At 58.8% G+C, this 15,569-nt stretch carries 15 protein-coding genes; 6 read left to right on the top strand and 9 right to left on the bottom strand.

Going from position 1 to position 15,569, the window contains the following annotated elements:
• Positions 1-27: 27 nt before the first annotated feature.
• From HY067_17370 to HY067_17380, 3 genes are all read right to left on the bottom strand, one after another.
• Entirely contained in the window at positions 28-1,299 is a 1,272-nt protein-coding gene (locus HY067_17370) for an O-antigen ligase family protein (GenBank protein MBI3529723.1), read from the bottom strand.
• Positions 1,300-1,551: 252 nt separating this feature from the next.
• Positions 1,552-2,415, bottom strand: a complete 864-nt coding sequence (locus HY067_17375; GenBank protein MBI3529724.1) for a hypothetical protein — start codon at positions 2,413-2,415, stop codon at positions 1,552-1,554.
• A 179-nt stretch (positions 2,416-2,594) separates the two neighbouring features.
• Complete coding sequence (locus HY067_17380) at positions 2,595-3,596, bottom strand: glycosyltransferase family 9 protein (GenBank protein MBI3529725.1); 1,002 nt, start codon at positions 3,594-3,596, stop codon at positions 2,595-2,597.
• A 238-nt stretch (positions 3,597-3,834) separates the two neighbouring features.
• On the opposite strand from HY067_17380, the gene HY067_17385 reads away from it, so the two are divergent.
• The 6 genes from HY067_17385 to HY067_17410 all read left to right on the top strand — a co-directional run bounded on the left by HY067_17385 (position 3,835) and on the right by HY067_17410 (position 10,805).
• Entirely contained in the window at positions 3,835-4,821 is a 987-nt protein-coding gene (locus HY067_17385) for a glycosyltransferase family 2 protein (GenBank protein MBI3529726.1), read from the top strand.
• Positions 4,822-4,908: 87 nt separating this feature from the next.
• Positions 4,909-6,015, top strand: a complete 1,107-nt coding sequence (gene rfaQ, locus HY067_17390) for a putative lipopolysaccharide heptosyltransferase III (protein MBI3529727.1) — start codon at positions 4,909-4,911, stop codon at positions 6,013-6,015.
• A complete protein-coding gene (locus HY067_17395) occupies positions 6,012-7,154 on the top strand; it encodes a glycosyltransferase family 4 protein (protein ID MBI3529728.1) in 1,143 nt (380 codons plus the stop codon). Before rfaQ ends, HY067_17395 begins: the two co-directional genes overlap by 4 nt.
• Positions 7,155-7,181: 27 nt before the next feature.
• Positions 7,182-9,023: an asparagine synthase (glutamine-hydrolyzing) gene (asnB, locus tag HY067_17400; GenBank protein ID MBI3529729.1), complete on the top strand. Its 1,842-nt coding sequence runs from the start codon at positions 7,182-7,184 to the stop codon at positions 9,021-9,023.
• 24 nt (positions 9,024-9,047) lie between these two features.
• Entirely contained in the window at positions 9,048-10,181 is a 1,134-nt protein-coding gene (locus tag HY067_17405) for a glycosyltransferase family 9 protein (GenBank protein ID MBI3529730.1), read from the top strand.
• A 111-nt stretch (positions 10,182-10,292) separates the two neighbouring features.
• Entirely contained in the window at positions 10,293-10,805 is a 513-nt protein-coding gene (locus HY067_17410) for a TlpA family protein disulfide reductase (GenBank protein MBI3529731.1), read from the top strand.
• Between the two features lie 9 nt (positions 10,806-10,814).
• Here the strand turns inward: HY067_17410 and HY067_17415 are convergent, their stop codons facing one another.
• The 6 genes from HY067_17415 to HY067_17440 all read right to left on the bottom strand — a co-directional run bounded on the left by HY067_17415 (position 10,815) and on the right by HY067_17440 (position 15,563).
• A complete protein-coding gene (locus tag HY067_17415; protein MBI3529732.1) occupies positions 10,815-11,594 on the bottom strand; it encodes an FkbM family methyltransferase in 780 nt (259 codons plus the stop codon).
• A gap of 71 nt (positions 11,595-11,665) precedes the next feature.
• Positions 11,666-12,607 (bottom strand): lipoyl synthase, encoded by a 942-nt coding sequence (gene lipA, locus HY067_17420; GenBank protein ID MBI3529733.1) that lies wholly within the window; start codon positions 12,605-12,607, stop codon positions 11,666-11,668.
• 10 nt (positions 12,608-12,617) lie between these two features.
• Positions 12,618-13,301 (bottom strand): lipoyl(octanoyl) transferase LipB, encoded by a 684-nt coding sequence (lipB, locus tag HY067_17425; GenBank protein ID MBI3529734.1) that lies wholly within the window; start codon positions 13,299-13,301, stop codon positions 12,618-12,620.
• Positions 13,298-13,561, bottom strand: coding sequence for a DUF493 domain-containing protein (locus HY067_17430; protein MBI3529735.1), 264 nt, complete (start codon positions 13,559-13,561; stop codon positions 13,298-13,300). Before HY067_17430 ends, lipB begins: the two co-directional genes overlap by 4 nt.
• A gap of 2 nt (positions 13,562-13,563) precedes the next feature.
• A complete protein-coding gene (locus HY067_17435; GenBank protein ID MBI3529736.1) occupies positions 13,564-14,412 on the bottom strand; it encodes a D-amino acid aminotransferase in 849 nt (282 codons plus the stop codon).
• The gene (locus HY067_17440) at positions 14,409-15,563 is read right to left on the bottom strand and encodes a D-alanyl-D-alanine carboxypeptidase (protein ID MBI3529737.1); all 1,155 of its coding nucleotides are present in this window, start codon (positions 15,561-15,563) and stop codon (positions 14,409-14,411) included. The genes HY067_17435 and HY067_17440 overlap by 4 nt, the downstream gene beginning before the upstream one ends.
• Positions 15,564-15,569 lie beyond the last annotated feature (6 nt).

Genomic DNA, 15,569 nt, shown 5'->3' on the forward strand with positions numbered 1-15,569 from the left:
GATGGCCGCTAAGGGACTGCGTCGTCGCTAACTAATAGACGAGGCATCTGTGTTGACCGGTTGGCGCGCGGAATCCTCGACGAGCGGGGCATGTCGCGCAACGTTCGATGAGTAACCGAGGATCATTCCGATCAAAGCCCAGAACATCCATCCGAGGTGCCGGAAGAAAAGATCCTCGATCATCCCCTCCACGCCAAAGATACCGGCTACGATCGCCAGACCTGCGATCCCGAGCGTCCGAACATCCCGATCGGCCAACCTTGTTGTCTTGAGCAATTCACGGAGTACGCAGAACACAAGCAGCCCAAGCACGATAGGACCCAGAAAGCCAAGCTCAATGGCGTAGTTGAGGACAATATTATGTGCATGAGTGTGGGTCGCTAGCCCCGCCTGTTGCTGGAATTCCTTGGAGAGGACCATGCGACCGAATCCGGCACCTGTCCACGGGCGCTGCATGATCCACGCGAAGCTGTCTTGCCAAAGCTTGGGTCGAGGGTCGATCTTGATCGTGCCGGAAAGCACTTCGCTGGTACTGCCGTCTATACCAAGCTTTTCTCCCGAATCCGTCACAAGCCTTTCCCCTGAGACTGTCACGAACGCGATTGTCATGGCAATCAGCACCGATGCCATGATTGCGACGATCGACTTTCTTCTCGCGATATTCAAATTCAGATGTCGCAGGTACATGTAGCCGAAAATGACCAGTTCCACGATCAATGAAATCCAGAGCCCTCTGTTTTTGGTGCCGTACGCAGTCAGCAGCAGAAAAAGCACGAGACCAATCATCGCGGAACGGCGTCGACCGGGCCATAACAATGCCGCCGCCAGAAAAAGGGGCATGATTGTAACCAGGTACGCCGAGTAATGAAGTGCCCCCCCGTGCATGCCGACCTCATTGGAGTTTGTGCCTCTTATGCATTGAACAAGTGCAAAGGTACCGGTTGCCAGCGAGGACGCGGCGAGCACTGCGATCCAGAAGCCCAGTTCGCGACGACTGCGGGTAAACGAGAAAAAAATAACGAAAGTGAGAAAACCACAGATAATTTCGGACTTGATCTCGCCGATCGAGTAGTCTGGATAGACTGCCCAGATCAAGGACAGAAGGGCAATTCCGATCCAGGCCGCGAATGGGACTTTCAGGGGAATGGGTGGGATGGCGTCCGTACGCCACGCCCAGAACAGCAGCAGGACCGACACCCCGAATGCGACCGATCGCAGAGCGGTCGTGTGTGCCAAGGGCAGGACGAAAAGATATATCGCCGGTGCCAGAAGAATCAAGGATTCGCGCTCGATTTTCATTGCATTAACTACTTGCGTACTCGCAGAGTGAAGTTTGGGTGTGTTCGGAAGGCTGACCTGAGTAGCGGGCGTTTCTCGCGGCGCAACGCATGGACACATTGTCGAATAACGTGGATCTTACTGTTCACTTCGTCGGCCACCTGAATGGGTGCCACCCTATCACAAGGCCGGCGAGCACCGACGCTCGTCAATGCCCCAAACCATGCCGTATGTTTTTACTGCCTGTCGACGTCCGCATTTATCCACGCAATGTCACGAAGATCCCTCGTTCAATACGTTCTCCAAGTCCTTGAAGAATTCGATATGCTCCGGAAAGTTGTAGCTAATCCCTCCGATGTGCAACCAATGCTTATCAACAAATTGCACCAGTCTCGGATTCTCAATTGATGCCACTTTCATGCTGATGCTTTCAGCGCTGACAACGCGCAGCTGTCGGGGATCGAGGTCGCGATAGAGGCTTTTCCAGTTTCTGCCGCCTGTATCAAGGTCGCGAGAGAAGTCGTAGAGGAAATTTATCGACTTGTCTTTTGTTCCCGCATAGTCAAAAAAACAATATCCGGCCCAAAGATACCAGAAACCAAATTTGCCCCGGTTGAGCAGACCGTAAACGGGTTGATTCGTCAGTTTGTCTGCAATGCTCACCTTGCGAACGGGTATGAGGTCGTGATCGATGAATCCAAAAATGCGGGGATTGATTGCACGAACAACATTGTGATAAACCCAGGTCATTGCCATGCCATGCGAACGATTGACATGTCTGGTCGGATTGGGAGGCAGTGCAAGGTAAGGTGCTTTGTTCTGTTTGCAGATCTGTTCGATCTCAATCCGTTTCGAATTGTTTCGTGAATTGTCAAAAACCAGAACCGTCATATCGGAAACATTTCTGTTTGCCATCTGCAATAACCAGTTCAAAGCCCAAGGCTGTTCAAATGCAATAACCAGGGCAATATTCTTGTCTGCCAGATCTTCATATTCCGCCAGAAATTGGCTCAATTTGTTTGGGCGATTATTTTTGTAGAGGGCAAGCCAGGCATCATTGCGAATTTGCTTCAGTGCATGCTGAACCGGCAGCAGCTTCAGCCACTCAATTGCCGAGAACTCAGTTAAATAACGCATGGATTGCAGGATAGGCGATATTCATGCTCTTTGGTTTGCGCGTTTATTTCACCGACAAGCGCGCCGACAAGGGAATGCATACGTTGGTCAGCAGCCAGACGGCGGAAAGTATTGCCTCGTTCATATACGCAATCCCCGTTTGCCACCAAGCCACTCCAATTCCGGGTAAGTGGGAGAAACTATATCCCGGATTGCAGTTCCCGGAATTTTTCGAGCGCTTCGGCAACGCTGATGTCCGAGACGTCTTCCGATTGTGGCCGCATCAGTTGGTACGGTACTTTCCATGGGTGCCACCGATCCGCATCCGAATCACCGAAGAAGCACAGGATCGGCTTTCCAAGCGCAGCGGCCACATGCATCGCCCCGCCGTCGCTGCAGATGACCTGTTCGCAAACGGCAAGTCCGGCGAACAGATCCGACAGCGTAACGGTCGGAAACGGTATGATCGGAAAGCTGCCGAGTTGTTCCAGAATTTGGTGCGCCTTGGCGTCGTCACCCGGATGGGTTGGACTATCCGACTCCCCCGGCGACCAGAACAGGACAAATGCAAGATCCGGCCGAAGATCGACGAGTTGGCGCAGGAATTCGACAAACCTTCCGGCGGGCCAGCGCTGTTTCATTTTTCGGGCGCTGATGTGCACGCCGATCAGCATGCTATTGCCGGGCAGTGCATTTGTGACAAGGCTGCGGGCGGCGGCTATCTTGCGTTCATTGGCGAATACGGCGGTTCGGGGAGGCGGGCCTTTGATGCCAAAAAGCGGCGCGATGCGAAATGCCTCTTCGACCTCGTGCAACGGTCCGGCCGAACCAGGCGTCAGGCCATAACCCGGGCTGGTGCATTCGCCGAATCCGACGATGGTCCGTGCGTTGATCTTGAGGGCGAACATCTGGGCCTTGGACGAGGCGGCCGGTGAAGCGAGAATCGCATAGTCGACGCGCAGCTTTCTGAGCCGGAGTATCAAGCTGAGCGTGGACCAATAGGCGGACAAGATACTTGCCGAGCCGCGGTGTTTGGCCTTGGTGTAGATGAACACCTCGTCGAGGTCGGAATTTTCTTCGAGCACTCTGGCGTTGTAGCTGTTTACCAGCGCACCGATCCACGCTGCCGGGAAGCGCAGGCGAAGCGCATGAATGAGAGGGGTGGTGAGGATAAGGTCGCCGATGTTGTCGCGGCGAATCACGAGGATCTTCGGGCCGGTTCGGACAGGTGGAGGGCTGGTTGGCGACATTTGGGGCGCACGCGCTGTGTAAGCCGGGATGATTGTAAACGTGAAAAATGATTCGTGTCGCCGCATGAAAACAATCGCATCCTGCTGATGCTGGAGGGACTCGGCATCCGCATGCAGGCCCCGCCCGTTTTCCTCCGCTACCGCCCGCCTGCATTCGCGCAGCGCTCTGCCGAGTCCGGGTTGCGAGAGCATGACTTTGTCTGTCGATCGCCGCATCCGGATTCTGGCTGCAAACGTCTTCGAACATGCCATTGCGCACAATTCCGGCACTTCGGATCGGTTCCCAGAGCGGAAGGCCGTCGGCTATACTGCGCCACCCGCGAAACTGCTAGGCTTTCAATGTCCTGCGCCATTGCAAGCTGCAACGGAAGACAGAACAGGCTCCGTCGTGAATCCCTCTGAGCCCGGCCGCCCTCATGTCTCGGCGGTTGTCATCACGCTAAACGCCTCGAATCAGTTGGAGGCCTGTCTGCAGAGCCTGGAGTTCGCCGACGAGATCGTCGTGGTGGATTCGGGAAGCACGGATCGAACCGTTGAAATAGCGAGGGCACGCGGAGCCAGAGTGGTTCACCAGGCGTGGCTGGGTTACGGCCCTCAGAAGCGTTTTTCGGTGGAGCAAGCCTCGAACGACTGGGTTTTTTGCGTGGACGCTGACGAGCGGGTGAGCTCCGAATTGCGCGGCAGTCTCGAGAAGGCACTGAGCAGGCCGGCGTTTCGCGCGTATGAGATGGCGAGATGCAACCACTTCATGGGCCGCTGGCTGCGGCACGGCGAAGGCTACCCGGACTGGAACCTGAGATTATTCGACCGCCGCAGCGCGCGCTGGTCGAAGGATCCGGTTCACGAAAAAGTCCTCACGGAAACGGTGGTCGGAAGGCTCGATGGTGATCTTTTGCATGAATCGGCTGAGACACTGCATTCCTATCTGGAGAAGCAGAACCGCTACACCAGTCTGCAGGCGGGGATACTGTATCGGGAAGGCGTTCGACCGAGCCTGTTCAAACTGGTGTTTTCGCCGCTCGCGAGGTTCCTGAAATTTTATTTTCTGCGGGGTGGGTTTCTCGATGGCGTTCCCGGGCTGGTTCACATCCTGATTGGCTGCAACAATACGCTGATGAAGAACGCAAAGCTCATAGCTCATTGCAGACGGAATGGCGACAACGATGCAACCGGTTGACGGCGAGCAAGTGGCACTGGATGCGAAGGTTTCGCAGGCAATTCGCCTTCGACGTGTGATCCGGACCCTCTCCATGAGTATTTCTGCATGACCGGCGAAAGCCGCTGGTTGCCGAGACCCGATGATGCGCCGTCGCTTCAGGATGTTCGTCGCGCGCTCGTCGTCAAGCTCCGTCACCTCGGTGATGTCCTGCTGACTTCGCCGGTCTTTTCCTGCCTCAAGAGTCATGCCCCGCATATCGAAGTGGACGCGCTGGTCTATCGCGATACCGCTGAGATGCTTGACGGCCACCCCGACATCGCACAACTTTTCACCATCGATCGTAAGTGGAAGCACCTCGGCCTGTTCCGTCAAATCGGTGCGGAAGGTTCGCTTATTTCCGCGCTGAAAGCGCGCCGCCATGATCTGATCATCAATCTTACCGAGCACAACAGAGGGGTCTGGCTGAGTCACTTGCTGCGGCCGAAATTCTCGGTAGCCCCGGCTGGCGAATTTGGCTGGCTATACGATCGCAGCTTCACTCACCGTTATCCCGTGGTCGGCGGCAACCGGCGGCATACAGCGGAGATCCACCTGGACAGCTTGCGTCGCCTCGGCGTTTATCCGGGGCCGGCAGAGCGCCGCCTCACTCTCGTCCCGGGCGCCGAAGCCAGGGAAAAAGTGTCTCGACGTCTTGCCGAACACGGCTTGGCCGAGCGTTCATTCATGGTTGTTCACCCCGGGTCGCGTTGGCACTTCAAGTGCTGGACAGTCGCGCACATGCAGGAGTTGATCCGCGGACTTCAGGCCCAGGGCTGGCGGGTGGTTCTCAGCGCCGCTCCTGATCGCGCCGAACTCGCGCTGGTCGACGATATTCTCGACGGTCTGACAGACGTGGTGAATTTTGCGGGAAGCCTGTCATTGAAAGAACTGGCCGCCCTGATTGGATGCGCCCGGCTTTTCATTGGCGTGGATTCCGCACCGATGCATATTGCCGCGGCGATGGGAACGCCGACGGTTGCCCTGTTCGGACCGAGCGGTGACATTGAGTGGGGCCCCTGGCAGGTTCCTTCCCGAATCATCACGGCGGACTATCCTTGTCGTCCTTGCGGCCTGGATGGATGCGGCGGTGGCAAGCGCAGCGAGTGCCTGGAGGCGATCGGATCAAATCAGGTGCTCGGTGCCGTTAAGTCGCTCCTCCAGGAAACCGATTGAGCGCACCCCGCATTGCGCTGATCCGGCAGAAATACAATCCGGCAGGTGGGGCCGAGCGCTTCGTCAGCCGCGCGACCCGGGCGCTCGTTGAACAGGGTGCCGACATCACATTGATTACCCGCAAATGGGACCAGGATTCGGCGCAGCGCATCGTCCAGCTCACACCCTGGTATCTGGGCAGCACCTGGCGGGATTGGAGTTTCAGCCGGGCGGTCTGCCGGCATTTGCAGAACACGCATTACGATCTGGTGCAATCGCATGAGCGCCTCGCCTGCTGCGATGTATTCCGGGCGGGCGATGGCGTGCATCGCGAATGGTTGATGCAGCGCGCACGCACACTGACTCCGCTGCGGCGGCTGGCGATGCATGTCAATCCGCACCATGCGTACGTGCTGCATGCCGAGCGGCAGATGTTCGCAAGCCTCCGATTGCGGACGGTCATCTGCAACTCGCGGATGGTCAAAGACGAGCTTGTCCGTCACTACGGCCTGCGTCAGGACCAACTCATCGTCGTGTATAACGGCGTCGACCTGGAGGAGTTCAGCCCACGCCGACGCGAGCCATGGCGCAGCACCCAGCGCCAGGCACTGGGAATTGCGGAGGAGACGCTCACTCTGCTTCACGTCGGATCCGGGTTTGAGCGCAAGGGCGTAGGGACAATCCTGCGTGCGATCGCACGCGCCTCGGCTGCCTGTCACCTGATCGTTGTCGGCGGTGACAAGCGCGAGGAGCGCTACAAGTCGTTGGCACACGAACTCGGGATAGCATCGCGGGTGCATTTCGCCGGCGTGCAGCAAAATCCCAAGCGCTACTATGCGGCCGCGGATGTTTTCATTTCAGCCAGCCTCTACGAGCCGTTCGCCAATGCCAGCATGGAAGCGCTGGCCATGGGATTGCCGGTGGTGACCAGCACGAAATCGGGAGCGGCGGAGATCCTCGAGCAGGGAAAGACAGGCTATGTCTGTGACGCCCTCGATATTGGCGGATTCAGCTCGGCCATTGACGCGCTGGCGAACCGCGAACGGCGATTGGTCATGGGCGCCGCGGCACGGGGACTTGCGGAGAAATTCACCGTCGATGCCATGACAGCGCAATTACTCAACCTGTATCGACGCCTGCTGGTGGACTCGTCCGTCTAGCGTGCCGGACACGGGAGACTGCAAATTATGTGTGGAATCGCGGGATTTTTCTCTCTCGAACCCGTAGCGCCGCAAACGCCGGAGCGCATGCTCGATGTGCTCCGCCGGCGCGGACCCGACGCACAGCACAGCGTCTTGTGGAACAGCCGTTTCGAGCGGACACAGGGCGCGGCCTCCAACGCGCTGTTGCATGCGAGACTTTCGATCATCGATCCTCGTCCGGAAGCGGACCAGCCTATGGCGAACGAGGCCAAAGACATCTGGATCTGCTACAACGGAGAAGTCTATGACTGGGCCGGTCCGGCAGCGGAACTGAAAGCGCTGGGCTATTCCTTTCGCAACCGCTCCGATACAGAGTTCATTCTGCGTGCCTACGAGGCGTGGGGCATAGATTGCATTGCGCGGCTGCGGGGCATGTTCGCGTTCGCGATTCTCGACCTGAGGCGGCGAACCGCCTGGCTGGTACGCGATCGCATGGGGCTCAAGCCGCTGATCTACGCCTCCTTCGATGGTCGTCTCGCTTTCGGTTCGACGGTGCGTTCGGTGCTGCCGTTCCTGCCCGGCTCAAAACGGGAATTCTCTGCCGAAGGCATCGATGCCTATCTGGCGCATCGCTACATTCCCGCGCCGCGAACGGTGTTTTCCTCCATTAACAGGATCGAGAACGGTCACTACATTCGTTTCGATCTTGACTCTCGCCGGCTGGAGAAGGTGCGTTACTGGTATCCGCGACCGCAAGCGGGCAACTGGCTGGAAACTCTGGACCAGGCAGTGGAAATGCGAACCGTCGCCGATCGTCCACTCGGCGTGTTCCTGAGCGGCGGCATCGACTCCAGCGTGATCGCGAGCCGGCTCGCCGCGCTCGGTCATCGCGACCTGCATTCTTTCACCGCCGCATTTCCCGGCTCGCCGATGGATGAAAGCGCGCAAGCCACGGAGGTGGCCGACAGGTTGGAATTGCGCAATCTCGCCATTCCGATCAATGCGGATATCGCCCGCGATTTCAGTCGCATCGTGGCGGATCTCGACGAGCCTTTTGCCGATCCGAGCAGCGTTCCGAGTTGGTATTTGTCGCAGGAAACGACGAATCACGTCAAGGTCGTGCTCGGCGGAGAAGGCGGCGACGAACTGTTGGCGGGGTACAAGCGCATGCGACAGCACCTGTGCAGTCGTTGGCGCCGCGGACTGCGCCTGCCGGGCCTGCCAATTTCGTCCTCGATGGCCCGCAGCGGGGGCGCGAAATGGATCGCCGAAATGCGCATGTCCTGGAAAGACGCGTACAGCCTGCGCTTTTCAGGTTTCGGGCCGCAGCAGCGTCGATTCCTGTCGGGGGGTAAGCCCCTGCAGCGGGAGCTTTACTGGCGTGCTGCCGATACCGAAGAGGAAGGCGCGTTGAACGAAATACTGCAAATCGATTGGGCCAACTATCTGCCCGAGTACATTCTGCGCAAGGGGGATCTTTGCACGATGGCGCACGGACTGGAGTTGCGCGCGCCCTTGCTCGACCATGTATTTTTCCAGACACTGCTGAGCCTGCCTGAAGAAACGCGCTTCACGAGTCCGCCCAAGCGCATGCTCGCGCCCGCGCTCGTCGCAATCGCCGATCTCGACCTCTTCGCCAGGAAGAAGCGCGGCTTCAATCCGCCGTTGCAACCCTGGCTGCGCGGAGCGCTGTCTGCCCGGTTCGAAGGGCTGGGAGAGCGGTTGAATGCGATGACGAACGGCATGCTTCCTGGAACGGCCATCGCGGAAATGGTCCAGGCCTACAAGTCAGGCGATGAAACGCTGGCGGAAGGAATTTTGCAGCTTCTGATCCTGGACGAATCGCTGGCGCAGTTGAGCAGCCTGAGAGCGGATGCCAGCCATTGACTATCATCTTGCGGGCGGGGAAGAATGAATAGCCGCTGGCCGACCAGGATCCTATGTGCGGGTCTGGCGCTCTGGTATGCGCGCTTTGGACTGGCGCGCCGCAGGCCGCCTGCCTCGCCGCGGCGCATCCTGATTGCGCACAGCCTTCTCCTGGGCGACACCATCATGCTCGCCCCTTTGCTGAAAAAACTGCGGACGAGATTCCCGCAGGCGGAAATCGTAATGACCTGCAAGCGAGCGTTCCTGCCGTTGTTCGCGTCACGCCCATACGGTGTCCAGGCCATGCCCTTCGATCCGCGCGATACAGGATCCTTTTTCGCACTGCTTTGCGAACGCGGTTTCGATCTTGCGTTGTTGCCGGCCGACAACAGACTCAGCTGGCTCGCCCGTGGATTGGATTCGCGCTGGATAGTGGCTTTTGAAGGCGATCATCCCGCTTACAAAAACTGGCTGGTCGACGAGTTCCGGCATTTTCCGGATCATGCGATGGCGCTGGGCGATCTGTTCGCGGAATTCCTCGTGGACGGTCCGGCGCCTTTGCCTTACGAGAAGACCGATTGGCCGGCGCCGCCGGCGGAATCGTTCCCGCTGCCCCCGGCTCCTTATTGCGTTCTGCATGTCGGAGCCAGCACGCGGCTGCGGTACTGGGAACCGGAAAAGTGGCGCTCGCTGATTGCGCGCCTTGAGGCATCCGGAATAACCCCCGTCATAACGGCCGGCCCGGGCGAAGAAGCCCTGGTCGCGCAGATCGATCCGGAAAAACGTTGTATTTCCTATCCCGGCCGCCTGTCGCTGCCGCAGATGTGGGGCTTGCTCGCCGGCGCCTCCGCGGTAGTCTGCCCCGATACCGGAGTCGGCCATCTTGCCCGGTTGGCCGGCGCACCCGCTGTAGTATTATTCGGGCCCGGATCGGCCACATTGTTCAGCGGGGGAGAATTCTGGCGCAACACGCCGGATCGAAAAGTGACGATCCCCAAATTTTTCTGTCGCGACGAGAACCTCCTGTTTCGCCGTTACCTGCCCTGGGCGGAACATTGCGGCCGCACTACAGCGCAATGCGCGTCGCCGAAATGCATGCATGCGCTCACGGCCGACATGGCGATCGACGCGCTGGAATCGTTGCTTGCGGAAACTGGCAAGCGGATGACCTCTGCCTGACCGATCGTGAACGGGAGCATCCGGAGCATGGCATGATGAGAGACGGCAACGTCTTAAGGAAGGGATCCACCTTCGTCCCGGGTTGGTGAAGATAACCGACAGAAAGCAATCATGAGTGCGGAAAGAAAAATAGCCGTGTTCGCCATTGTGCTGGCGCTGGGCGCGCTGGCGGCTGGCGTATACGCGGGCTGGAAGCGTCCGGTGGCACCGGCCGATGTGAACTTCATCGGCGTGCATGGCGATCAGTTCGCGATGTCATCGCTCAAGGGCAAGGTCGTGCTGGTCAATTTCTGGGCGACGTCCTGCACGGTGTGCGTTAGCGAAATGCCGAAGATGGTGCAGACCTTCGAGAAGTATCGCGGACAGGGGCTCGAAGCCGTTGCAGTGGCGATGTCTTACGATCCGCCGGACCGGGTATTCGCTTATGTGCAGCAGAACAAACTGCCGTTTCGCGTGACGCCGGATATTTTCGGCAAGGCGATAGAGGCTTTCGGCGGTATTCGCGGCACCCCCACGACTTTCCTCGTGGACCGGAGCGGCAAGATCGTGCAGCGCTTCGAGGGTGAACCGGATTTCGCGATGCTGGGCGAGCTGATCGAGAAGGAACTTTTGAAAAGCGGGTGATTGAGCGATTCAGTGAACGAGCGGAGGAAGGGCCTTGTTTCGCGCATGAAACATGAATAGCCGCTTACCCATGGTTCTCTTTACGCCAATGTCAAAGTGTTCTGAAAGATAAGCAAGAAGTTCGAAGTCGCGATTCCCGTGCAACTCGCCATAAATCCATTTGACCCGGTTCAGGAAATCTTTATCGAGGCTCGTAATGATGTCGTACTCGGCCCCTTCCGTATCGATTTTGATCACGTCTGCATGATCGAGCGCAAGCTCCCGCATCATTGATTCTGCCGAGCGCACTTCGACACGCACCTTCTGTGTGACATTGCTACCGGCGCGGTGAAACGAAAACCCGCCGAGATTCGACTCTGAATCCGAAGTGAACATCTCGAACGAGCCGTTCTCGCGACCCAGGGCGACCGAATGTGGCCGCACATTCTTGAATTGCGCGACATTCTCTCTGAGAATGGCGAAATTAGCCGGAACCGGTTCGAACGCAAAAATCCGGGCTTTCGGAAACCGGGCGGCCAGATAAGTCGAAGCAATACCAATATTCGCGCCGATATCCAGAATCACTTCGGCCTTTATATCGTCCGGCAACCAATAGTCCGCTTTTTTCCCCGTCTTCAGAAGGATTTCGTAGATCAGATCCTGATCGCTAGTCCCGGGGCGATACCGCAGCTTCGCGCCGTGCCAGTGATACTCAAAGGCGGTGTTGTAGTTCGGCGCCGAGAATCGATTGCGCACGAAAGAAACGGAGCGCGACCGAAGGAGCCACTTCAATGTTGTTTTGAATGACATGGATTCTCGGTTTTAATGTTGGCGAATTGCGTCGGAGATATTCCCAACCGGCGGAAATGTGCGGGCTGCCGTTAAGCCACGCCTGCGTCGTGCGCCTGCTGGTCGGCGTGGTAGCTGGAGCGCACCAGCGGTCCGCAGGCTGCATGGCGGAAGCCCATGGCCAGCGCTTCCTGCTCGAACTGGTTGAAGCGCGCCGGCTCGACGTAGCGCAACACCGGCAAGTGGCCGCGGGTCGGCTGCAGATACTGGCCCAGCGTGAGCATTTCCACGTCGTGGTCGCGCAGGTCGCGCATCACTTGCAGAATCTCGTCGTCGGTTTCGCCCAGTCCGAGCATCAGGCCGGACTTGGTCGGGATGTCCGGGAAACCCGCCTTGAAGTCTTTCAGCAGTTTCAGCGAATTCAGATAGTCGGCCCCGGGCCGCGCCTGCTTGTAGAGCCGCGGCACGGTTTCCAGATTGTGGTTCATCACGTCCGGCGGGTTGGCCGATAACTTCTCCAGCGCAATTCCCAGCCTCCCGCGAAAATCCGGCACCAGCACTTCGATGCGAGTCTGCGGCGATAGCTCGCGTATCGCGCGGATGCAGTCGGCGAAATGCCGGGCGCCACCATCGCGCAGATCGTCGCGGTCGACGCTGGTGATGACCACATACTTGAGTTTCATTGCGGCGATGGTCTGCGCCAGATTGGCGGGTTCTTCCGCGTCGGGCGCGAGCGGGCGGCCGTGCGCGACGGCGCAAAACGGGCAGCGGCGTGTGCACAGGTCGCCGAGGATCATGAACGTCGCTGTGCCTTTGCCGAAGCACTCGCCGATGTTCGGGCAGGAGGCCTCTTCGCACACCGTATGCAATTTGTGGTCGCGCAGCGCCTGCTTGATTTCGTAGAAACGCTGGCTGCTCGGCGATTTGACGCGAATCCAGTCCGGCTTTTTCAGCGGCGCGATCGGGATGATCTTGACCGGGTTGCGTGCCGTCTTCTGTTCACCGGTCTGGCGTTCGACTTTCGTCGTGGTCATCGGAGTCCGTTCAGATTCCTGCTGCAAGTCTGTCGAGCAATTTTTCGGCAATGGCCTCGGCCGGGTCGGAGACGCCGAGATCGCGTAGTTGCGTGACTTCAAGTCCGGGGTAACCGCAAGGATTGATCGCGCCGAACGGCGTCAGGTCCATGTCCACGTTCAGGCTCAGTCCGTGATAGCAGCAACCGTTGCGTACCCGCAGACCGAGCGCCGCGATCTTGGCGCCGGCGACATAAACGCCCGGCGCATCGTCGCGTCCGTTTGCATCGATGCGATAACCCTCCAGCAATTCTATCACCGCCTGCTCCAGCCTTCGCACCAGCGCGCGCACGCCGAGATTGCGCCGGCGCAGGTCGAGCAGGGTGTAGATCACAATTTGTCCCGGACCGTGATAAGTGATCTGCCCACCGCGGTCCGTCCTGACCAGCGGGATGCCGTTGTCCGTTCGCGGGAGATGCTCGGGCTTGGCCGCTACGCCGAGTGTATACACGGGCAGATGCTCGACTTGCCAGAGTTCGTCGGGCGTATCCGCATTGCGCGCGAGAGTGAATTCCTTCATCTGTCGCCAGACGTCTTCGTATTCCGTCAGGCCGAGCCGGCGAATCAGGGCCGAGGGCCGAGGGCCGAGGGCCGAGAGGTCCGCATCTCGCGGGTTCTTGCTCTCGAACCTCGAACCTCGAACCTCGTTACTCATAAGACCATCACGATCGCCGGATGATCGCAAAGATCGCGATACAGCGCATCGAGCTGTTCGCGCGACGTGGCACGCACGGTGCAGGTCACGCTCAGATAGTTGTTCTTCTTGCTGATGCGCATTTCCACCGTGGTCGCGTCGAAACCGGGGGCATGGCGTTGCACGATTTCAACGATAGTCTGCACCAGACGGGGTTCGCGCCTTCCCATGATCTTGATCGGGAAGTCGGTGGGATACTCGATCAGGGATTCCTGTGCCATGTTCAGCCCGAACGCATGACTTGGTTCTTGTAGTCCTGATAAAGCGCATACATCCGAGCGAACATCGGGCCTGGCTTCCCCTTGCCGACCGGCGCGTCGTCCAGTCGTGCAATCGCCAGCACTTCCCTGGTGGAGGAAGTCAGCCAGATTTCCTGCGCACTGCGCAGTTCGGCTTCCGGGATTTCCCGGACTTCGTGGCGAATGCCGTTCGCCCGTGCCAATTCCAGCACCACGTCGTAAGTGATGCCTGGCAACATCAGATGGTTTTTCGGTGGCGCCAGCATGACGCCGCCCCTGACCACAAAAATATTGCTGGCGGCGCCTTCGGTCATGAACCCGTCGCGCAGCAGTACGGCTTCCACGCACCCGGCTTCGACTGCCTCCTGGCGCAGCAGCACGTTCGGCAGCAGCGCGATTGCCTTGATGTCGCAACGCAGCCAGCGATTGTCCACCGCAGTGATCGCGCCTACGCCGTCGATTACCTGTTGCCGCGGCGGGGTTGTCAGGGGATTGCTCATCAGGAAGACGGTCGGCGTGATATCTTTCGGAAAGGCATGGTCGCGCTTCGCCGGTCCGCGCGTGATATGCATGTAGAGCGACTGGTCTTCCGGTTTGTTCAATTCCACCAGACGTCTGATCAAGCGCATCCAGGTTTGGTCGTCGTGCGGATTGACGAGCTTGATGCTGTTCAGGCTGTCCTGCAGGCGCCGCAAATGCTCGGCCAGCCGGAAAGGATGGCGCGAATACACCGGAATCACCTCGTAAACGCCGTCGCCGAAAATGAAGCCGCGATCGAGCACCGGAATACGCGCCTGTTCGATCGGCATGAATTCGCCGTTCAGATAGATCACGGCTTTCCTCCGGACAACTCCCGGTATAGCAGCCGCAGACTATGCCAGCCGCGGATGAAAAGATTGGCGATGCCCACGTTTTCGAGCGCAACGACATTCTGTTCGGCAAAGGGCTTGCCGTCGAAAGTCAGCCGCAGCGTGCCGACACGATCTCCCGCGCGGATCGGCGCCATCAGCGGCTGCATGCTCTCCAGGGTCGCCTTGAGCCGTTCGGAAAAACCTTTCGGCAGGGTGACGAAGTAATCGTTGGGCAGCCCCGCCTGCAATTCGCTGCTGTTGCCTTTCCATACCGGCAGCGGGTGGATCGGCTGCCCGCCGGTGTAGAGTTTGACCGTATCGAAAGCCTCGAAGCCGTAGTTCAGTAATTTCTGGGCGTCGACGGCGCGACCGTTTTCCGAGCCGGCATTGAGCACCACCGCGATCAGGCGCCGGTCCTTGCGTTGCGCGGTGGCAATCATGCAGAAACCGGCGCTCTCGGTATAACCGGTCTTCAGGCCATCGACAAAGGGGTCGCGCCCGAGCAGCCGGTTGCGGTTGTACTGCGTGATGTTGTTATGGCGATACTCGCGCACCTTGTACATCGGGAAGTATTGCGGAAATTCTTCGATGATTGCGCGCGACAGCGTGGCCAGATCGGATGCCGTGGAATAGTGCTGCGGATTCGGAAGGCCGGTTGCGTTGACGAAGTGCGAATTCTTCAACCCGAGCCGGGCCGCCTCCCGGTTCATGGTGTCGACAAAGGCTTCCTCGGTGCCGGCCACACCTTCGGCCAGGGCGATCGCGGCGTCGTTGCCCGACTGCACGATCATGCCGTTCAGCAATGCTTCGACCGGTACGCTTTCAGCGACCGTCAGAAACATGCGCGCACCCGGTGCGTGCCAGGCTTTTTCCGAAACACTGAACGGCTGCACCAGCGTGATCCGCTTCTCGCGCAAGGCGTCGAAGACGACATACGCGGTCATCAGCTTGGTCAGCGACGCCGGTTCGACGCGCTCGTTCGGATTGCGCGCGGCCAGTATTTGCCGGCTCTGAAAATCGACGAGGAGATACGACTTCGACGACAGAGCCGGACCGGACGCGTTGGCGCTGGCCGGAACCTGGGCAAACGCCAGATGGCTTGTGAAAAGCGCGAGAAAGACGAAAAATTTCATCATTGC

The sequence above is a fragment of the Betaproteobacteria bacterium genome, from assembly GCA_016194905.1.
GTDB lineage: Bacteria > Pseudomonadota > Gammaproteobacteria > Burkholderiales > JACQAP01 > JACQAP01.

Excerpts from the sequence above, each read along its gene's own strand:
- HY067_17370 (MBI3529723.1), bottom strand. The coding sequence starts at position 1,299 with ATGAAAATCGAGCGCGAATCCTTGATTCTTCTGGCACCGGCGATATAT.
- HY067_17375 (MBI3529724.1), bottom strand. The coding sequence starts at position 2,415 with ATGCGTTATTTAACTGAGTTCTCGGCAATTGAGTGGCTGAAGCTGCTG.
- HY067_17385 (MBI3529726.1), top strand. The coding sequence starts at position 3,835 with ATGACTTTGTCTGTCGATCGCCGCATCCGGATTCTGGCTGCAAACGTC.
- rfaQ (MBI3529727.1), top strand. The coding sequence starts at position 4,909 with ATGACCGGCGAAAGCCGCTGGTTGCCGAGACCCGATGATGCGCCGTCG.
- asnB (MBI3529729.1), top strand. The coding sequence starts at position 7,182 with ATGTGTGGAATCGCGGGATTTTTCTCTCTCGAACCCGTAGCGCCGCAA.
- HY067_17405 (MBI3529730.1), top strand. The coding sequence starts at position 9,048 with ATGAATAGCCGCTGGCCGACCAGGATCCTATGTGCGGGTCTGGCGCTC.
- HY067_17410 (MBI3529731.1), top strand. The coding sequence starts at position 10,293 with ATGAGTGCGGAAAGAAAAATAGCCGTGTTCGCCATTGTGCTGGCGCTG.
- HY067_17415 (MBI3529732.1), bottom strand. The coding sequence starts at position 11,594 with ATGTCATTCAAAACAACATTGAAGTGGCTCCTTCGGTCGCGCTCCGTT.
- lipA (MBI3529733.1), bottom strand. The coding sequence starts at position 12,607 with ATGACCACGACGAAAGTCGAACGCCAGACCGGTGAACAGAAGACGGCA.
- lipB (MBI3529734.1), bottom strand. The coding sequence starts at position 13,301 with ATGAGTAACGAGGTTCGAGGTTCGAGGTTCGAGAGCAAGAACCCGCGA.
- HY067_17430 (MBI3529735.1), bottom strand. The coding sequence starts at position 13,561 with ATGGCACAGGAATCCCTGATCGAGTATCCCACCGACTTCCCGATCAAG.
- HY067_17440 (MBI3529737.1), bottom strand. The coding sequence starts at position 15,563 with ATGAAATTTTTCGTCTTTCTCGCGCTTTTCACAAGCCATCTGGCGTTT.